Annotated in this window: 16 protein-coding genes; 6 read left to right on the forward strand and 10 right to left on the reverse strand. The window is 58.1% G+C overall.

The genetic code is table 11. The annotated features are described in order from the left end of the window. Window positions 1-17: 17 nt before the first annotated feature. The 3 genes from ACR0JX_RS05520 to ACR0JX_RS05530 form a co-directional block, all read right to left on the reverse strand. Window positions 18-1,181 carry a benzoate/H(+) symporter BenE family transporter gene (locus tag ACR0JX_RS05520; RefSeq protein ID WP_480542116.1) on the reverse strand — a complete coding sequence of 388 codons (1,164 nt, stop codon included), beginning with the start codon at window positions 1,179-1,181 and terminating at the stop codon, window positions 18-20. A 140-nt stretch (window positions 1,182-1,321) separates the two neighbouring features. Then, entirely contained in the window at window positions 1,322-4,423 is a 3,102-nt protein-coding gene (locus ACR0JX_RS05525; protein ID WP_480542118.1) for a valine--tRNA ligase, read from the reverse strand. A gap of 290 nt (window positions 4,424-4,713) precedes the next feature. After that, window positions 4,714-4,863 (reverse strand): hypothetical protein, encoded by a 150-nt coding sequence (locus tag ACR0JX_RS05530; protein ID WP_480542120.1) that lies wholly within the window; start codon window positions 4,861-4,863, stop codon window positions 4,714-4,716. 156 nt (window positions 4,864-5,019) lie between these two features. Between ACR0JX_RS05530 and ACR0JX_RS05535 the strand changes: the two genes are divergently transcribed. Further along, window positions 5,020-6,096 (forward strand): DUF2235 domain-containing protein, encoded by a 1,077-nt coding sequence (locus tag ACR0JX_RS05535; RefSeq protein WP_480542122.1) that lies wholly within the window; start codon window positions 5,020-5,022, stop codon window positions 6,094-6,096. Between the two features lie 4 nt (window positions 6,097-6,100). Here the strand turns inward: ACR0JX_RS05535 and ACR0JX_RS05540 are convergent, their stop codons facing one another. Both ACR0JX_RS05540 and ACR0JX_RS05545 read right to left on the reverse strand, forming a co-directional pair. Beyond that, entirely contained in the window at window positions 6,101-6,844 is a 744-nt protein-coding gene (locus tag ACR0JX_RS05540) for a hypothetical protein (RefSeq protein WP_480542124.1), read from the reverse strand. A gap of 139 nt (window positions 6,845-6,983) precedes the next feature. After that, window positions 6,984-7,559, reverse strand: a complete 576-nt coding sequence (locus ACR0JX_RS05545; RefSeq protein WP_170531686.1) for a GcrA family cell cycle regulator — start codon at window positions 7,557-7,559, stop codon at window positions 6,984-6,986. Window positions 7,560-7,684: 125 nt separating this feature from the next. Here ACR0JX_RS05545 and ACR0JX_RS05550 point away from each other — a divergent pair, with 125 nt between their 5' ends. Next, a complete protein-coding gene (locus ACR0JX_RS05550; protein WP_480542126.1) occupies window positions 7,685-8,488 on the forward strand; it encodes an ABC transporter permease in 804 nt (267 codons plus the stop codon). On the opposite strand, the gene ACR0JX_RS05555 is transcribed toward ACR0JX_RS05550, so the two are convergent. Further along, entirely contained in the window at window positions 8,470-9,363 is an 894-nt protein-coding gene (locus ACR0JX_RS05555; RefSeq protein WP_480542128.1) for a DMT family transporter, read from the reverse strand. The two genes, ACR0JX_RS05550 and ACR0JX_RS05555, sit on opposite strands and share 19 nt — an antisense overlap. 302 nt (window positions 9,364-9,665) lie before the next feature. On the opposite strand from ACR0JX_RS05555, the gene ACR0JX_RS05560 reads away from it, so the two are divergent. Together ACR0JX_RS05560 and argF are read left to right on the forward strand one after the other, a co-directional pair. Continuing rightward, window positions 9,666-10,853 carry an acetylornithine transaminase gene (locus tag ACR0JX_RS05560; protein ID WP_480542130.1) on the forward strand — a complete coding sequence of 396 codons (1,188 nt, stop codon included), beginning with the start codon at window positions 9,666-9,668 and terminating at the stop codon, window positions 10,851-10,853. A gap of 76 nt (window positions 10,854-10,929) precedes the next feature. Beyond that, complete coding sequence (argF, locus tag ACR0JX_RS05565; protein WP_480542132.1) at window positions 10,930-11,856, forward strand: ornithine carbamoyltransferase; 927 nt, start codon at window positions 10,930-10,932, stop codon at window positions 11,854-11,856. On the opposite strand, the gene ACR0JX_RS05570 is transcribed toward argF, so the two are convergent. Beyond that, window positions 11,853-12,449 carry a ferric reductase-like transmembrane domain-containing protein gene (locus tag ACR0JX_RS05570; protein WP_480542978.1) on the reverse strand — a complete coding sequence of 199 codons (597 nt, stop codon included), beginning with the start codon at window positions 12,447-12,449 and terminating at the stop codon, window positions 11,853-11,855. The genes argF and ACR0JX_RS05570 overlap by 4 nt on opposite strands. A gap of 8 nt (window positions 12,450-12,457) precedes the next feature. Continuing rightward, a complete protein-coding gene (locus ACR0JX_RS05575) occupies window positions 12,458-12,934 on the reverse strand; it encodes a twin-arginine translocation pathway signal (protein WP_480542134.1) in 477 nt (158 codons plus the stop codon). Window positions 12,935-13,205: 271 nt separating this feature from the next. On the opposite strand from ACR0JX_RS05575, the gene ACR0JX_RS05580 reads away from it, so the two are divergent. Then, a complete protein-coding gene (locus ACR0JX_RS05580) occupies window positions 13,206-14,168 on the forward strand; it encodes a pirin family protein (RefSeq protein WP_480542136.1) in 963 nt (320 codons plus the stop codon). Window positions 14,169-14,242: 74 nt separating this feature from the next. Beyond that, entirely contained in the window at window positions 14,243-15,241 is a 999-nt protein-coding gene (locus tag ACR0JX_RS05585; protein ID WP_480542138.1) for a 2-dehydropantoate 2-reductase, read from the forward strand. A gap of 281 nt (window positions 15,242-15,522) precedes the next feature. On the opposite strand, the gene ACR0JX_RS05590 is transcribed toward ACR0JX_RS05585, so the two are convergent. Together ACR0JX_RS05590 and hrpB are read right to left on the reverse strand one after the other, a co-directional pair. Continuing rightward, the gene (locus ACR0JX_RS05590; RefSeq protein ID WP_480542140.1) at window positions 15,523-15,984 is read right to left on the reverse strand and encodes an NUDIX hydrolase; all 462 of its coding nucleotides are present in this window, start codon (window positions 15,982-15,984) and stop codon (window positions 15,523-15,525) included. 161 nt (window positions 15,985-16,145) lie between these two features. Further along, entirely contained in the window at window positions 16,146-18,596 is a 2,451-nt protein-coding gene (gene hrpB, locus ACR0JX_RS05595; RefSeq protein WP_480542142.1) for an ATP-dependent helicase HrpB, read from the reverse strand. Between the last annotated feature and the right edge of the window lie 20 nt (window positions 18,597-18,616).

The raw sequence follows: 18,616 nt of genomic DNA on the forward strand, positions 1-18,616 counted from the left end.
AGCGCTGGTAAAAGTCGCTAGCGCATGCGGATTGACACAAGATACGCGATTCCACCTGCCAGCAGCCCCCAGACCGCAGCCCCCAACCCGTACACGGTGATGCCCGAGGCAGTGATAGCCAGGGTTAGAATGGCGGCCTCTCGCTCGGCAGGCACGTCCAATGCTGCGTGCATTGAGTTGGCCATTACACCTATCAGAGCTACACCGGCCAGAGTACCCATAAGCAACGGATCTGCATGTGTGGCGAAACTGGTGATCGCCACCGCAAAGACGCCGAACAGGCAGTAGAACACGCCGCCCATGATCGCGGACCAATAGCGCAGAGCAGGGTCGGGATGGCTGTCTTCGTTCGAGCACATCGCGGCGGTGATCGCGGCCAGGCAGGTTGCGGGTGCGCCAAAAGGTGCCGACAGCAGACTTGCGCCCCCAACGGCCGAGAACAACCGACCTGCGTCTGGCTTGTAGCCAAAGCTGCGCATCACTGCGACGCCGGGGATGTTCTGCGTTGCCATTGTCACGATGAAAAGCGGCACGCCTATCCCTATTGCGGACGCGACTGAAAACGTAGGCATGATCCAGACCGGGGCGGCTACCAGTTGATCGGGCCGCAACTGGACGTCCCCGGCATTCAACGTCACCACAATGGCCGCCGCGATCACAGCGGCGGGGACGGCGAATAGTCGATTGAAACGACCTGCGATGAACCAGGTCAGGATTACCGGCAGGGCCTGCCAAGGTATCTCTACCGCTGCTTTGAAAGGCACCAGACAAAGTGGCAAAAGCACGCCAGCGAGCATCGCCTGAGCCAGCGTAGTCGGGATCGCCGCCGCCAGGCGTCCCAGCGGTTTCCAGAGCCCGGCCAGAACCGTCAGAGCGCCGGCGCATAAGAACGCTCCGATAGCGCCGGAGTAGCCCTCCACCGGCGTGGCCGAAACAGCCAGCAGCGCAGCCCCCGGCGTGGACCACGCGACGCTGATTGGCTGCTTGTAGACTGTGCTGAGAATGATGGCGGCCAATCCCATTGCGATGGCCGCGCACATCAGGCCGGACGCGGCCTGAGCGGGCGAGGCACCCATGGCGGCCAACCCCTGCAAGACAATCGGGAATGAGCTAAAGAACCCAACGATTGCAACCACCAACCCGGTTGAAACGGTCTGCATCGGGGGAAAGCGCTGTGTCATTGCGTCCTCAGGGGTTGCCACTTGCATTTGCTAACAACCGCAGCCTGCCGGGAACAAGATCAAAAGCGTCAGAGAAAAGGAAAACCCCGCCATAACGTGTGACGGGGTTTTCGAGTTTTGCGATTGTCGAAAGATGAAGATCAGGCGAGTTCGGCCAGACGCGCAAGCGCCTCGTTCAGTTTCGCCTCTTCTTCCTCGCGGGCGGCAAGGTTGGCTTTGGCTTCTTCAACCACCTCTTCCGGGGCCGAGGCCACGAATTTGGGGTTGTTCAAACGCCCACGCAAACCGCCGAGTTCTTTGGCCAGCTTGCCCTTGGCCTTTTCCAACCGTTCCTTTTCCGCGCCGATGTCGATGATATCGGCCAGCGGCAGGCCGAAGGACGCGCCGGGGGCGGCGATCGAGATGGTGCCTTTGGGTAGCTCATCCGTCTTGGTCAGGCTGTCGATCCGCGCGAGGCGTTTGATCAGCGCTTGGTTGCGGTCCCATGCGGCTTGGCCGTGATCGTCAATCTCTGTCACCAGCATCGGTACGTAGAGGCCCGCCGGGACGCGCATCTGCGCACGGGCTGAGCGAGTGTTTTCGATCACCGAGATCACCCAGTTCATCTCACGATCCGCATCGGCGTCGATCAGGTCGGCGGCCGCATAGGTCGGCCAGTCGGCGTGGACGACCATCTTGGCGCGCGCGCCGGTCAGGCCCCACAGTTCTTCGGTGATGAAGGGCATGATCGGGTGTAGCAGGACCATGCACTGATCCAGAACCCAGCGCATGGTGGCGCGGGTCTCGGCCTGTGCCTCGGTGTCGTCGCCTTGCAGCAATGGTTTTGACAGCTCCACATACCAATCGCAGACTTTGCCCCAGACAAAGGCATAAAGCCCATTCGCGGCATCGTTAAAACGATAGCTTTCCAGCGCAGCATCGACCTCTTCCCGCACGCGGGCGGTTTCGCCGATGATCCAGCGGTTCACGGCGGCCTTGGGTTTCAGGTCGGCGACGTCCAGTTGCGGAACGGCGTCGGTGAAGACCTCATTCATCTCGGCAAAGCGGACGGCGTTCCACAGCTTGGTGCCGAAGTTGCGATAGCCGGTGATGCGTTCCTTGGACAATTTCAGCACACCGCCAATCGCCGCCATTGAGGCGTTGGTAAAGCGCAGCGCGTCGGCACCGAACTCGTCTACAATTTCCAGCGGGTCGATCACGTTGCCGGTGGTCTTTGACATCTTCTTGCCCTTCTCGTCGCGGACGAGCTGGTGCAGGTAGACGGTGTGGAACGGGATCTGATCGACCACGGCCAGCTGCATCATCATCATCCGGGCGACCCAGAAGAACAGGATGTCGAAGCCGGTGATCAGAACATCCGTGGGGAAATAGCGCTCCAGTTCCTCGGTCTGCTCGGGCCATCCCAGCGTGCCGATGGGCCAGAGGCCGGACGAGAACCATGTGTCGAGGACGTCGGGGTCGCGCCAAAGACCAACAAGTGTGACATCATCAAGGTCTTCCGAGGCTGCTCTATTTTCAACCTCAACGCCATTATCGAGTTCGTCGCCACCTATCCCATTGGAGCGGTAATACTCCATCGCGGCTTTCTCAGCTTCCTCAAAGGAGGGGGCGCAGAAGGCAACAACGGCGTCCGGTTCGTAGGAGAGTTCGGAAAACTTGGCAGTCGTGTATTCGACATAGTCAGGAGTAGCGTCGACAACCCCCGGCCCATACCAAACCGGGATTTGATGCCCCCACCACAGCTGGCGCGAAATGCACCAGGGCTCGATGTTTTCCAGCCAGTGGTAATAGGTCTTCTCGCCCGACTCGGGGATGATCTTGACCGTGCCGTCCTTGACCGCGTCCAGTGCCGGGCCAACGACTTTGGCAGCGTCGACGAACCATTGGTCGGTGAACATCGGCTCGATCACCACTTTCGAGCGGTCTCCGACGGGCTGCATGATCGGTTTGCTCTCGACCAGCGGGACCAGCTTGTCCGCGCCTTCATGATCGGGCTTCAGAGCGGTTGAACCCAGACGCGGATCGTCCGCGCGGGTCATCACGGCCAGACCGTCAGCAGTGATCTCTTCAACCACCTTCGCGCGCGCTTCGAACCGATCGAGGCCGCGCAGGTGATCGGGGATCAGGTTGATCGCGTCGATTTCGTTCTCGGTGAAGTCTTTGCCACGTGCGTATTCCTGCGCCTTGTCCGCTTCTTCCGCGTATGGCGCACCATCGGCCCGCATCGCGCCTTTGGTGTCCATCAGGCGGTACATCGGGATGCCGCCGCGCTTGGCGACCATATTGTCGTTGAAGTCATGCGCGCCGGTGATCTTCACCGCACCCGAGCCGAAATCCGGGTCGGGATAGTCATCGGTGATGATTGGAATCTGACGGCGATGCTCTTTCGGGCCCACCGGGATTTCGCAGAGTTTGCCAACGATGGGTGCGTACCGCTCATCCGAGGGGTGAACCGCAACCGCGCCGTCGCCCAGCATGGTTTCGGGGCGGGTTGTGGCGATCGAGATGTAATCGCGCTCTTCCTCAAGCACGATATTCCCGTCCTCGTCTTTCTCGACATAGGTGTAGGTCTCGCCCCCGGCCAACGGGTATTTGAAGTGCCACATGTGGCCTGCGACTTCGATATTCTCGACTTCGAGGTCCGAGATCGCAGTTTCGAAATGCGGGTCCCAGTTGACCAGACGCTTGCCGCGATAGATCAGGCCCTTTTCGTACATGTCGACGAAAACCTTGATCACGGCATCGTGGAAATTGGCCGAGTTCTCATGGCCTGTACGCGGATCGCCCGCCGCACCTGCCATAGTGAAGGCGTTGCGCGACCAGTCACAGGAGGAGCCGAGGCGCTTAAGCTGCTCGATGATCGTGCCGCCGTATTCGCCCTTCCACTCCCAGACTTTCTCAAGGAACTTCTCGCGACCCAACTCTCGCCGACCGGGCTGCTGGGTGTTGGCCAGCATCTTCTCGACCTGCATTTGGGTCGCGATGCCCGCATGGTCCTGACCGGGTTGCCACAGCGTGTCGAACCCACGCATGCGGTGCCAGCGGATCAGGATGTCCTGTAGCGTGTTGTTGAACGCATGGCCCACATGCAAAGCACCCGTCACGTTGGGCGGCGGGATCATGATGGTAAAGCTTTCGTCACGCGTTTTGTTCGCGCCTGCCTTGAAGGCTCCGGCCTGTTCCCAGGCCTCATAAATACGGGCCTCGGCCTCGGCCGCGTTGAATGTCTTTTCCATCGCCATGGGATGCGTCCTGCGTCATCGAATTGAGGGTCAGCGCCTGCAATAGCGAAAGGTTTGCGAAAGGGGAAGGCTTTGCCGCCAATTCCCCTCAGCGGCGAAGTTCATCGCTACCGTGAACCACGCCACAGACAATGGATGATCGGGTCGATCACACTCTTACGGTGTGGTCACAGGGCCGCGCGGCGGGACAAGATGCAGCTTTGCTGTCAGTTTCGTGACCCGGCGACAGACGCTTTCTGGAGATTTGCACTGGTTTTGAACTTTCGTAATATATTCAGACATATGATGGTTCAATTGAAGACGCTGAAGCAGGTGACGGACTTGGCCATGATGCTGCCCAAATGGCTGACTAGGATCGAGATGATGGTGCAGAGGCTCACGGTTTCGTTGGGTGCCTTGTCCGGCAGGGGCAGGATGCCCATCCTTAAGTTTATCTCCATGCCGCGTTTATCAGCGCGCCTTAAGCTGGACGCTCGTTGGTGTTGCGGGGGTGAGATGCGGATGCAGAGGCTATTGGTGTGCATGCGACCAGGGTCAGAGGAGGTGCGATGCTGAGACGCGCGCGCAACTTTGCAGAGTACAGGAGTGGCTGAGATATGGTTTTGTCGCGGCTAAGCAGAAAGGTACTGGGATGGCTTGGGCGGCCATTGCGGTCCGAGCATTCTGCCGAAGTGCGGCATCGCGAGCCGATCAGCCATGTCATCATTCTGGACGGGACCATGTCGACGCTCGAACCGGGATTCGAAACCCACGCGGGTCAGACTTACCGACTGTGCAAGGAGATGGGCAGCCAAGTATCCGTTTTCTATGAAGCTGGCGTACAGTGGGACAGCTGGAAATCCTCGCTGGATGTGATGATGGGGCGTGGGATCAACCGGCAAATCAGGCGCGCTTATGGATATCTGGCATCGCGGTACAAACCGGGGGATCGTATTTATTTCATGGGTTACTCACGCGGTGCATATGGCGTGCGCAGCCTGGCCGGGGTGATCGATATGATCGGCCTGCTTAAGGCCGAGCACGCAACCGAGCGCAATATCAAACAGGCCTACCGCCACTATGAGTGCAACCCTTCGGGCGCGGCGGCGCGGGATTTCCGGGGCAAGTTCTGCCATGACGAACTTGCCATCGAGATGATTGGCGTCTGGGATACCGTAAAGGCGCTTGGGCTGCGTCTGCCATTGTTGTGGCGCTGGGCAGAAGACAGGCACGCTTTTCACAACCATCATCTGGGGCAAGCAACGCGCCATGGCTATCACGCCATGGCCCTGGATGAGACGCGTGAAGTCTATGAGCCCGTTCTCTGGCAGTGCAAACCCGACTTTAAAGGCCATGTTGAACAGGTCTGGTTCCGCGGCAGCCATGGAGATGTAGGTGGTCAGTTGAACGGGTTCGAACAGGCCCGACCGCTTAGCAATATCTCGATGATCTGGATGCTGGATAAGGCCGAGCGACATGGGCTGCCTTTGCCAGACGGGTGGAGGGACCGGTTCCCGACAGATGCCGGCGCGCCTTCGGTGGGCACGTGGCGGGGGTGGGGCAAGATTTTCTTGCTACGCAAGCATCGCAGGGTCGGACAGGATCGGTCCGAGCAACTGCACGTCTCGGTTTCGCCTCAGGATCTGCCGGGTTGGGTGCCGATGTCAGACGAAGCGTCCTATCCGGCGCGATGAGGGTTCAGGTTGGAATGCAAACATTCCTTACAGTCGCGACAAATGCGTCTGAGCGCTCAACCAGATCGAACCGCCATCGCCGTGGGGACCAGTTGTAAATGCGTTGTGCGTCTGGATGATCCACGATCATCAGGCCGTGAAAGAACCAATCGGAAGTGGATTTGTAGCCCGTCGCTTCGGTGTAAAAAGAAAACCCGCGTAGTTCATAAAGTTTGTCGACTTTGGATCGCGGTGAGTGATGCGCAATGCAGAAAGGTGACCCTTTAGCGATGATGTGAGCTTGAACTTGGATCATAGGAACTGTCACAAGAGACCAAAGCGCTGCCACTGTTCCAATCGAAACCCCGATTTTGGCTAACCATGAGGGTTTTGGATTTCCGTCACTCCCCGACCAAACAAGAAAGCTGGATGAGACGGCAATCGTCAGACTGATTCCATGAACTACCTGGGTTTCTGAAAACAGAGAAAAAACTCCTGATGCCAGCGTCAGAAAGATACCTGCAACAGCCGATATTGCAGCACAAAGCTTGGCAAGAGTGGCTGGTATGTAGTGCACCCCCATTGATACAAATCCTGCGATTGCCAGAGGTAGGATTGGGGCTATCCAAGTTGAAAGGTATAAAGTTTGCACCCAAAAGGGTTGGCCTTTGCCAGACGCGGAAGGGGTGAACACCGTGTTGTTGAATGGTTGTAGGTAAGCCAGAAAAATTAGTGCGGCATAGGCAAAGAATAAAACTTTGTGTTTCAAACTGGCCTCAAAGCGAAATACCCGGCGAAGACTGAAATATTTAGGACAAGCCAACCTCTTTCAAGGTAACGGCTTGCCAAAGACAGTGTTTGTTCGAAAGGTGCAAAACCAAGACAATTGAATTGCACCCGATGTGCCGTTACCGCCGCCGGTCGCGGCGTGAGCTCATGGGCTGGAACGCCACACCTACATGGGCCTCGCAATAGGGTTTTCCGGGCTCAACCGGCAGACCGCAGAACCAGAAATCATCGGTTGCCGGGTCACCCACGGGCCATTTGCAGGTTTTTTCGGTCAGTTCCATCAGCGTCAGCTTCTTGGCCTTCTTCTCAACCTCGTTGACCTTGGCCAATGCCTCGGGGCTGATTTCATTGGCTGAAGGCTGCGGCGGCAACGGCTGACCGGCCGGGATGATCTGCCGGCGGGCAGGAACCGCAGGTTTTGACTCGGCCGCAGGCGCTGGCGCGGGGCGAGCGGGTTCAGTCTTGGGTGCAGCTTTGGGCTTGGCCTCGACCTTTGGTGAGGGGGCAGGCTTTTCCTTAGGCTCGGATTTCGCCGGAGTCGCACCAGTTGCGCGGTTTGATAGGCCCAGACGGTGTACCTTGCCGATCACGGCGTTGCGGGTCACGCCGCCTAGTTCTTTTGCGATCTGGCTGGCCGACTGGCCCTCGCCCCACATCTTCTTCAGCAGCTCTACACGCTCGTCAGTCCAGGACATCATTTGCCTTTCAAAAGCGGAAAGCGGCCCCGGATTCGGGCCGCCTTGGGAATTCGTTTCAGCGCCCTATTCTAATCACTGCGGGCCGAGTTACAAGCGGTCTTCGAATCAGTTATGGGGCAGACATGCAGAATCTTGTGGATCAGGGCACGCGCCGGTTCGGCGCGGTGAATTGGATGGGGCTTTATACGCTGGCGCAACGCGAAACTCTGCGCTTTCTGGCGGTCTGGACACAAACTCTGCTGGCCCCTTTGGTGACGGCTGGTTTGTTTCTGCTAATTTTTACAATCGCTATCGGCCCCAGTAGGCCGGATGTGATGGGTGTGCCATTCCTGACCTTCCTTGCGCCGGGCATCATGATGATGACGGTGATTCAAAACGCCTTTGCCAATACCTCGTCCTCGATGGTGATCGCCAAAGTGCAAGGCAATATCGTTGATACGTTGATGCCGCCCCTGTCACCGCTTGAGATTTTGCTGGGTTATCTGGCAGGTGGGATCGCCCGGGGCGCGTTGATCGCCTGCGTTGTGGCCCTGGCCTTTTGGGTGTTCTTGTCTATCGCTCCGCACAATCCCTTGGTCACACTGGTCTTTGTGCTTCTCGGAGGCGCTTTCATGGGCGCGTTGGGCTTGTTTGCCGGTATCTTTGCCAACAAGTTTGATCAGATGGCTGCGATCACCAATTTCATCGTTACACCTTTGGCGTTTTTGTCGGGCACATTCTATTCCGTCGACGCTCTGCCTCCGGTTCTGAAGGCGATCAGCCATGTAAACCCGGTTTTCTATCTGATCGACGGGTTGCGATATGGCATGATCGGTGTGTCGGACAGCTCTCCCGTTTTGGGGGCCATTGTGTGCAGTCTGGCAATTCTGCTGGTCTGTACGATGACATGGTGGATGTTGCGCAAGGGTTACCGGCTCAAGGCCTGACGCTGCCGCGCTTCACGCCAGACCAGGATCAACGCTCCGGTGACAATAATCGACGAGCCGATGATGCTGACCGGATCCGGCACGACGCGAAACACGGCAAAATCATAGATCGCTGCAAAGATCAGTGTTGCATAGCTGATCGGTGCCACGAATGAGGCATCCGCACGGGCCATACCATTCACGAAACAGGCTTGGGCACAGGCCATCAAGAAACCGATCCCAATTAGCGCAGCCCATTGTGCTGGGTTGGGCATTTGCCAGACGAAGACGACAGCAACGGATGCGATGGCCAATCCCATCGAGTTGTTAACCAGTAGGATTTGGATAGGAATTTCCTTGCCTGAGAGTTTTTTGATGAAAATCAGTTCCATTCCTATTACAGCGGCAGCCGACAAGGCTAACAATGCTGCGGGCTGAAAGCTTTCTGGGGTTGGGCGTAGCAGGATCAACGCACCTGCCAGCGATACAGCAGCAGCCAGCCAGCGCCACGGCCCAACACCTTCTTTCAGCAAAGGTATTGCAAGCACCATTGCGAAGACCGGGTTCAAGAAGGAAATCGCTGTTGCATCCGCGATTGGAATGAACGCGACCGAGGCAAACATCAGTGTGATGCCAAGCCAGCCAAAGCTTGTTCGACCAATATGCAGCTTCCAATGGGGGCGCCGCAACTGCGGGCGCAGAATGCCAACTGCGCTGACAATCACCACAAACGCAAACAAAAACCGCCCATGGCTGATTTGCATTGGGTGAAGCGGCGGGCCGAGCGTTTCTGTTCCCAACGCCTTGGCCAACAAGGTCGTTGCAGCAATAAAGGCACTGGCGAAGAAAATCAGCAGGGCGGCCAGTGGCGGATTCTGATCCTTGGGTTCGAACATGGTCTACCGGTGGGGCAGCGCGTCCAGAATGGCAAGACGTAACTGCAAGGCGCAGCGATGCTGAGCAATATTTCTTGCACGACGCAAATTATGGGTTTCCAGAACCGCTACGGGTCGCTATACGGCCCGCATGATCAAAACCGCACATATCCTGCGCCTCCGACGCCGACGCTTTTCTGCGTAACCGCTTCGTTTGATCTCATTGCGCCGTGTAAAGCGCCGCAAATCTCACCAAATCAGTTGACGACCATGGCCCCGGTGTATCACTCACAGGGCTTAAGCTATCTTAAAAGGATGATCCGATGATCCCGTCCGTTCTGCCGACCTATAACCGTGCGCCCCTGACTTTTGTGAAGGGCGAAGGCGCCTGGCTGACTGAGGCGGATGGCCGACGTTTTCTGGACCTCGGTGCCGGGATCGCGGTGAACGCGCTTGGCCACGCGCATCCGGCGTTAGTCAATGCGCTGACGGAACAGGCGCATGCGCTGTGGCATGTCTCGAACCTCTACCACATTCCGCAGCAGCAGGCGCTGGCCGATAAGCTTGTCGAACACACCTTTGCGGATACCGTGTTCTTCACCAACTCGGGCACCGAGGCCTGTGAACTGGCCGTCAAAATGGCCCGCAAGTATTTCTATGACAAAGGTCAGCCCGAGAAGGTCGAGATCATCACCTTCGACGGCTCGTTCCACGGCCGCTCCTCGGCTGGTATCGCCGCCGCCGGGTCCGAGAAGATGACCAAGGGCTTCGGCCCTCTGTTGCCCGGCTTTGTGCATCTCACCTTCGGAGATCTCGACGGCGTCACCAACGCCATCACCGAAAAAACAGCGGCGATCATGATCGAGCCAGTGCAGGGTGAAGGAGGTATTCGGCCTGTTCCCGATGCCGAACTTAAAGCTTTGCGCCAGATTAGCGACGACCATGGCCTGCTTCTGATCCTGGATGAGGTGCAATGCGGTGTGGGTCGCACTGGCAAACTCTTCGCGCATGAATGGGCGGGCATCACCCCGGATATCATGATGGTCGCCAAAGGCATCGGCGGGGGCTTCCCTTTGGGCGCAGTGCTGGCCACAGAAGAGGCCGCCAGCGGCATGACAGCAGGCACCCATGGTTCGACCTATGGGGGGAACCCGCTGGGTTGCGCTGTTGGCTGCGCCGTGATTGATCAGGTTGCCACACCCGCATTCCTTGAGGGCGTCAACCGAAAAGCGGGCTTGATGCGTCAGAAACTCGAAGGTCTGGTTGTCGCACATCCGGATGTCTTCGAAGAGGTGCGCGGATCCGGCCTGATGTTGGGCCTGAAATGCAAGGTGACCAATATCGACGTCGTCAACGCAGGTTATGACAACCAGCTCATTACTGTGCCTGCCGCCGACAACGTGATCCGCTTGCTGCCGCCCCTGACCCTCAGCGAGGATGACATCGCCGAAGCTCTGATCCGCCTCGACAAGGCTGCTGCACAGGTTGAAGGCCAACTTGCCACCGCCTGACCATTCTTCTGTTCAAAAATACCTCGGGGGTTCGGGGGCAGAGCCCCCGTCCGTCGACAACCAAAAGCGATACGCCATGAACCATTTCCTTGATATCCACAAAGCCGATACCGCGTCCCTTAGAGCGATGATCGATCAGGCCAGCGCAATGAAACAGGCCCGTTTGGGTCGCCGCAAAGCCGCGCCGGATGATGAACAGCCCCTCAAGGGCTGCATGGTTGCGCTGATCTTTGAAAAACCATCAACCCGGACGCGTGTTTCCTTTGATGTGGGCGTTCGCCAGATGGGGGGGCAGACTATGGTTCTGTCAGGGAAGGACATGCAGCTGGGCCATGGCGAAACCATCGCTGACACCGCCCGCGTTCTGTCGCGCTATGTCGATATGATCATGATCCGGACCTTTGACGAAACCATTCTGACCGAAATGGCTGAGTATTCGGACGTGCCGGTGATCAACGGACTTACCGACCGAACCCATCCTTGCCAGATTATGGCCGATGTCCTGACCTTCGAAGAACATCGCGGACCGATCAAAGGCAAAAAGGTCGTCTGGACAGGGGACGGCAACAATGTTTGCGCCTCGTTCCTGCATGCTGCCGGGCAGTTCGAGTTTGACTTCACCTTCACCGGCCCGGCGCAGTTCGATCCCGAGGAAGAGTTTATGGGCTTTGCGCGTCAGCGGGGCTCAAAGGTCGTCGTCGAACGCGACCCACATAGAGCAGTTGAAGGGGCTGACCTAATTGTTGCGGATACCTGGGTGTCCATGCATGATTCTCAGTCCGCGAAAGAGCGTCGCCATAACCTACTTCGCCCTTATCAGGTCAATGCCGAACTGATGTCCCATGCGAAACAGGATGCGCTGTTCATGCATTGCCTGCCCGCACACCGTGAAGAGGAAGCAACATCCGAGGTTATGGACGGCCCGAACTCGGTCATTTTTGATGAGGCCGAAAACCGCCTGCATGCGCAAAAGGCGGTAATGCGCTGGTGTCTGGGCGTCTAAGCCCTTCGCTTCACATCCCATACCCGCAATTTGGCGAGCGCCTGCACGGTCGCCAAAACAACCAGCACACAGAGTGCAGTCTTGCTTATGACTTCCATCGTGCCTTCGATCAGCATCGCATGGATCACGCTGCCCAGAATGGTGATAGTTGCGAGCCCCGCATGACCCAGCCGCCAGATGCGAAACCGAAGGCGTAGGCGCGTTCGGTAAAGGGCCAGCACAGCGGCGCTAAAGGCGGCCCACATCGCAACAACACCCCAGGCGGAAAATGGTGTCGGTGATACAAATAGCAGCGCATCAACAACGTCAGGCGGGCTGGTGATCCACAAACCTCCGACATGCAATAAAATGGAGATGATCAGCGTGACGCCCAACAAGCGATGCAGGTTTCTGCTGGTCATTGGTGTCAGGCCAGGCAGGTCTCTGGCCGCGAGCAGGGGCTGAACCAAAAGAAGACCTAGGCCGATGATCCCCGAAAAACCGGCCGCAATGTAGACAGGGTCGCGCCATGCCAGCAACGGGCTGAAGCCTGCGACCATCAAAGGAATGGCCAGTGCGGCCAACAGGCTCGCCCAGAGTACGATTTTGTGGATCACGCGGGTCAGGTCGGTTGCAACACGAAATGCGCAGCCAGCGTTTTATCCTTAGAGCTGGACATCACGGGGCGCAGAAACACAGTCTCATATGTGCCACTGTCATAGGCCAGGTGACCATGTGGTTGACCAAAGGCTGGAACGATTTGTGGCATTTCCAGCCGGAATTCACCATTTGCATCCGTTAGTGTCGCGCCATGGCTTTGCGGATCGCGCTCGTGCCCTTCGGTGGTATGGGCCCAGATCTGGATGCGTTGACCCGGCAAGGGAGCCCCATCGCCCGCGCGGCGCACCGAGCCTGTCATCCAAAAGCCGCCGCCACCGATCCGTTCAACGATCGGAGCGCCCGGGCGATAATTGTTCGACCCACCTCGCATCGATGGAGTAGGAGCAACGCCAGCCGCCAGTGCCGGTGTAAATCCGCCTGCTAGTGCGGCTGTTCCGGTAGCGATCAGGTTCCGGCGCGTGATTAGTAGGCGGGTCATGGATACTCTCCTGTCGAACCTAATGCAGCCCTTCGTTCAATGGCCTCTATATCCAAAGATAGCACATGCGCGGACGATTCCGAGGTCGCGTCGAATGGAATCGCAAGGTTTCGCCCTCACGCCTCTGTGAGGTTTGGTGCCTGTTGCCAACACTGATATCTCCCTGCACGCAAACTGTGCGTTGATGCGCTTTTACCGCACACGTTTCGCCCTATATTCACATTTGTGAACGCAATATGGCCCCTCGGGCCGCCCGACTGGGAGAGCAGGAATGAGTTGGAATCCGACCCACAACCCCGAATGCCTATCCGAAAACCCGGCATTGGACACTTTGATCATCCCGCGCGCGCGTGACCTTGGCGGGTTCGAGGTGCGCCGAGCACTGCCTTCGGTTCAGCGGCAGCTTGTGGGACCTTTCATTTTTTTCGACCAGATGGGCCCGGCGGAATTCATCACCGAAGGCGGAATCGACGTGCGCCCTCACCCCCATATCGGGCTGGGTACCGTGACTTATCTTTATCAGGGTGAGTTCGAGCACCGCGACAGCCTGGGAACCCACCAGATGATCTATCCGGGTGAGGTCAACTGGATGGTTGCCGGACGCGGCGTAACCCATTCAGAACGTACGAGCGATGAGACCCGAGGCAAGCGAAACAGTCTGTTCGGTATCCAGACCTGGATCGCACTGCCAGAACAACATGAAGACATGGCCCCTGATTTCGAGCATCACAAACAGGGCGCGTTGCCGCATATTCAGGATGCGGGTGTCAGCGCGCGGCTGATCTTGGGTTCAGCCTATGGCGAAACAAGCCCAGTGACCATGCTGTCTGAAACCTTCTATCTGGATGTGCAGCTCGACCCTGGTGCATCCTTCCCGCTGCCCGACGATCATGAAGATCGGGGCGTTTATGTCACCGAAGGTCAGGTTGAGATCGCCGGAGACAGGTTCGACGCGGGGCGCATGATGGTTTTCCGCCCAGGCGACAAACTTTCGGTTACAGCAGGGCCTCTTGGCGCGCGGCTCATGCTGTTGGGCGGGGCGACTTTGAACGAGGATCGGTATATTTGGTGGAACTTTGTATCCTCGTCGAAAGAAAAGATCGAAACCGCAACCCGCGAGTGGAAAACCGCAGATTGGGCCAATGGCGCATTCCATCTGCCGCCCGGGGATGATCAGGAGTTCATTCCGATTTCAGAGGAATTGGAGCGCACCAAACCCCGCCTGGCACGGTGAACGCGACGTCATTGAGCCATGGGCTTGTCCCGGGCTGAGAACCCGGTGATCCTTTGCAAAGCGGAGGGATCGCCATGAAGATTGTCATTGCTGGGGCCGGCAGTATCGGATGCTATTGCGGCGCGCTGCTGGCTGATGCCGGTCACGAGGTCACATTGCTTGGGCGGTCCCGGGTATTGGAACCGATCCGAGAGCAGGGCTTGACGGTTACCAACTATGCGGGGCTGCATCGCCATCTGCCCGCGCAGAAGCTGACTCTAAGCGATGATCCCAAATGCCTCGGTGGTGCCGATGCGATCATCGTGACGGTAAAATCTGGGGCCACGTCTGAAATGGCGGGTCTGATTGCTATTCATGCGACACAAGGGGTGCCCGTTCTATCTTGGCAAAATGGGATTCAGAATGTCCAAACCCTGCGCGACGCATTGCCTGGCTACGACGTGCGCGCGGGCATGGTACCGTTTAATGTGGTCCCGACTGAACCCGCAACCTACCACTGTGCCACATCCGGTGACATCGTAGTTCAGACCGGCCCCGGAAACTTGGCTGAACGCCTGAACAGCCCTAATCTGCCAATTTCGGCAAGCGATCAAATCGAAGCGGTCCAGTGGGGCAAACTGGTCATCAATCTGAACAACGCGCTGAACGCCTTGTCCGGACTAACACTTGTCGATCAGTTGATGGATCGCCAGTGGCGCCGCTTGATGGCCGATCAAATGGCTGAGGCATTGAATGTGCTGAAAGCTGCGAGCAAGCCGGTCGCGTCGACTACGCCGTTACCCGCCGGCCTGACACCTTTCATTCTGCGTCTGCCAACGCCGATCTTTATGCGTGTTGCGTCGAAGATGCTGACGATTGACCCAACCGCACGCACTTCGATGGCCTATGATTTGATGCAGGGTCGCAAAACGGAAATCGATAGCCTTCAAGGTGAGGTTATGCGTCTGGCAGAACAAATGGGCATGAAGGCACCAATTTGTACTCGAGTTTCTGATTTGATCCAACAGCGACCCACGCCACCCATGCGCCCACAGGAGATACGGCCCGGGGCAAAGGCGGTCGGAAGCAGGTAGATCAGTCTGGATAAGACCGTGCCTTTGATGTTCCTGGCGGATTTGCCCGGGGCGCTGACAGCGGGTGTTTTCCAACGTCGATCTATGTTGCTAGACCATCTCCGCGGCAGCATGAACGATCGATGCTCCCTATGGATTGCCGAACCGACTATTTCAATCAGCCCCATCAAGACCTTCAAATGAGCACCATGTGCGGCCGGGCGACACGAGAGCTCGCGGTGTTAAAGTGCCAGTGGTTTCCCAGTAACGGGGCAGCGAGTTCTGGCTGGCTTCGACACGTGCTACTCGACCTTAAGTAGCAAGGCCTGCAATTCTGGCTCTCTGACCAAAGTGGCCGCCGTTTTGGGGGTCACCCAGTTGCGCTTACGTTGGCCAATTTCGGGGAATTCATCGGCCAGCGCGCGTACCGCAACACGATAAACGCTTGTCAGAACCGGCTGTGCTGAACCGTCTTTTAGTATTTTGTCGTAGGTGAAGTGGCCGAACGGGTTCTTTTCAACCATGTCAGCTTCAACGCCGGCCTCTTCCCAAGCTTCTTGCGCGGCGGTTTCTGCGCCATCCAGTCCGTCAATCGGCCAACCTTTTGGAATTATCCAACGTCCGGTATCGCGGCTGGTAATCAGCAGAACTTCGGGGCCAGCATCGGTTTGTCGCGTGCACAGGGCTGCAAATTGCACCCGACGCGGGCGCAGAAACAGGGGTTTTGCGACCTCTTCCCATATGTTGCGAAACCAATGTGACATAGTCAAAATATCAGGTGCTTTTCTCGATTCTTCGGCCGATCAGGTAACCATTGAGTCATGATATTTCAACAAATCCGTGACCAAAAGATTAATGTTTTACCCATTTTTAAGGAAATATGTGTCTTTTTGTGGGCTTTGGCGGTTGATCCCCCCGATTTACCTCAGCTTCTGCGGCGTTTGGCGCGCAGGGTAGGGTCTGCTTGCGTCGGATCTTCGGGCCACGGGTGTTTGGGATACTGCGCTCGCATATCTTTGCGGACATCCGCATAGGACCCGGACCAGAACCCGGGCAAATCCCGCGTGATCTGAATAGGGCGCTGCGCAGGGGACAGCAGGGTGATCTTAAGCGGCGCGCCTGCGACAACGGGATGTTGCGCAACCCCGAAAAGCTCCTGTAGGCGAACTGCGATTTCAGGTACGTCGCCTCCATAGTCAATCGGCACTTTGCGCCCCAATGGCGTGCTGAAAGACCCCGGCGCACGCTTGTCCAACTCTTGCATCTGTTCCCAATCCAGCCGCGCCCGGAGCGCGGGTAGTAGGTCAAAGCGTTTCCAGTCTTCGGCGCTGCGCACGCCAGACAGCATGGGCAATAGCCAATCTTCGATTGAAGACATCAGCCCTTCGATTGAAAAATCCGGCAGATCAATCCCATCGGCGCGTACCAGTTCGACCCGCGCGGCAAAACGCGCGGCGGCGCCTTCCAGGCGCAGCCCCAGATCGCGCACACCGTCCAGCATAGCTTGTACCACGGTGTCATCGGGAGCGTCTTTCCACAGGCGGTCGCTCAGGGTGATTGCGCCAAGCCGTTCCTGCTGTCGCGCGATTACGCGCCGTTCGCGCTTGGACCAGGTGCAGGTATCGACCCAACACAGTTGGTCAGCGAACTGATCGCGGATATCGCGTTCGGAAATCTGCACCGCCATCCGTACGCGGGCTTCGCGCGGGTTCCCATCGGTGTCGAGCACGACAAGATAGTGCGCATTGGCCAGGGTATCCTCGTTTTCCAGTACCACGCCTTTACCGCCCGACAGGACATAGCGCGGCGCATCCCCTCTGCGCCGTTGCCCGATCCGATCGGGATAGGCCAGTGCTGCTATTGCTGCGGCGCTGAAGGTTTCGTCCTGAGGTTTGATCATCGCGCGCAGACGTTTCGTTTCGCCCTTGATCCGATCCACGACGCTTGGATTGACCTGCCAGGGCTTTTCCCTTTGAAAAGCGCGTGTATCGCGTATCGCAGCCATCCTGAGGGTCAGATCGACCGGAGCGCCCTTAAGGGGATCTCGTTCAGCCAGTAACGCGGCCAGCGGGGCTGCCTGTGTTCCGGCGCGAACCAGCATATGGCCCAAACGCGGGTGTAGAGGCAGGGATGCCAAACGCCGCCCGTGATCTGTGATCCGCCCTTTGTCATCGAGCGCGCCAAGCATTCGCAACAGGGATCGCGCCTCGGCCAAAGTGCCATCAGGTGGAGGGGTCAGAAACGCAAGATCACCAGCTTCCGCACCCCATAAGGCAAGCTCTAACGCCAGCCCGGTCAGGTCAGCGGCCTCAATTTCTGCGGGCGGATAGGCATGCAACGCACCTTCCTCGCCCTTTGACCACAACCGATAACAGACCCCTTCGGCCACACGGCCCGCGCGGCCAGTTCGCTGGGTGGCTTCGGCTCGTGTGACGCGTTCGGTCACCAGCCGCGACATGCCCGAGCCCGGATCGAACCGCGCCCGTCGCGCCTGACCCATATCCACGACCACGCGGATGTCGGGAATGGTCAGCGAGGTTTCCGCGATTGACGTTGCCAGCACGATTTTGCGTCCGGCCTCAACCGGTGCGATGGCCGCGCGCTGGGCGGCAAAGGGCAGGGCGCCAAACAAGGGGCGCAATGTGCAGGTCTTTGGCAGGCGCTGGCTGAGCGCTGCCTCTGCCCGCCGGATTTCACCTTCGCCGGGCAGGAAAACAAGAATGCCGCCGCCAATCGACTTAGTATCGGACACTGCCGTTTCAACCAGATCAGTCAGCGCATCCAACCGTCTGGCCTGTGGACCCAGCGGACGGTCCAGCCAGCGGGTTTCAACCGGATAGCTGCGCCCTTCCGAGGTCACGAGAGGGGCTTCCATTAACCGACCGACCGGCTCAGCGTCCAGCGTGGCCGACATCGCCACGAGGATAAGGTCATCGCGCAACGCCCCGGCGACCTCAAGGCACAGCGCCAGACCTAGATCCGCGTTCAGGGATCGTTCGTGAAACTCATCAAAGATCACAGCCCCGACACCAGGAAGATCAGGGTCATATTGCAGCATTCGGGTCAGGATACCTTCGGTCACGACCTCAATCCGTGTGGAGTTCGAGGTTTTGGCCTCACCACGGACCCTGTAGCCGACGGTTTGACCCGCGCGCTCACCCAGCGTATCCGCCATGCGTTCAGCCGCGGCGCGTGCGGCCAGACGGCGCGGCTCCAGCATCACGATCTTACCGGTACAAAGACCGGCCTTTAGCATTGCCAGAGGAACGCGGGTTGTCTTACCCGCGCCCGGCGGGGCTTGCAGAACGGCGCGCCCATGGTCCCTCAGGGCAGAAATCAGTTCGGGCAGCGCGTCGTCTATTGGCAATCGTGTCATACCGCCTTATCGCCAAAGCG

This window comes from Ruegeria sp. AH7, assembly GCF_056541325.1.

Excerpts from the sequence above, each read along its gene's own strand:
- ACR0JX_RS05590 (WP_480542140.1), bottom strand. The coding sequence starts at position 15,984 with ATGTCACATTGGTTTCGCAACATATGGGAAGAGGTCGCAAAACCCCTG.
- ACR0JX_RS05530 (WP_480542120.1), bottom strand. The coding sequence starts at position 4,863 with ATGGAGATAAACTTAAGGATGGGCATCCTGCCCCTGCCGGACAAGGCA.
- ACR0JX_RS05555 (WP_480542128.1), bottom strand. The coding sequence starts at position 9,363 with ATGTTCGAACCCAAGGATCAGAATCCGCCACTGGCCGCCCTGCTGATT.
- ACR0JX_RS05525 (WP_480542118.1), bottom strand. The coding sequence starts at position 4,423 with ATGGCGATGGAAAAGACATTCAACGCGGCCGAGGCCGAGGCCCGTATT.
- ACR0JX_RS05550 (WP_480542126.1), top strand. The coding sequence starts at position 7,685 with ATGCAGAATCTTGTGGATCAGGGCACGCGCCGGTTCGGCGCGGTGAAT.
- argF (WP_480542132.1), top strand. The coding sequence starts at position 10,930 with ATGAACCATTTCCTTGATATCCACAAAGCCGATACCGCGTCCCTTAGA.
- ACR0JX_RS05585 (WP_480542138.1), top strand. The coding sequence starts at position 14,243 with ATGAAGATTGTCATTGCTGGGGCCGGCAGTATCGGATGCTATTGCGGC.
- ACR0JX_RS05560 (WP_480542130.1), top strand. The coding sequence starts at position 9,666 with ATGATCCCGTCCGTTCTGCCGACCTATAACCGTGCGCCCCTGACTTTT.
- ACR0JX_RS05520 (WP_480542116.1), bottom strand. The coding sequence starts at position 1,181 with ATGACACAGCGCTTTCCCCCGATGCAGACCGTTTCAACCGGGTTGGTG.
- ACR0JX_RS05580 (WP_480542136.1), top strand. The coding sequence starts at position 13,206 with ATGAGTTGGAATCCGACCCACAACCCCGAATGCCTATCCGAAAACCCG.
- ACR0JX_RS05575 (WP_480542134.1), bottom strand. The coding sequence starts at position 12,934 with ATGACCCGCCTACTAATCACGCGCCGGAACCTGATCGCTACCGGAACA.
- ACR0JX_RS05545 (WP_170531686.1), bottom strand. The coding sequence starts at position 7,559 with ATGTCCTGGACTGACGAGCGTGTAGAGCTGCTGAAGAAGATGTGGGGC.
- hrpB (WP_480542142.1), bottom strand. The coding sequence starts at position 18,596 with ATGACACGATTGCCAATAGACGACGCGCTGCCCGAACTGATTTCTGCC.
- ACR0JX_RS05535 (WP_480542122.1), top strand. The coding sequence starts at position 5,020 with ATGGTTTTGTCGCGGCTAAGCAGAAAGGTACTGGGATGGCTTGGGCGG.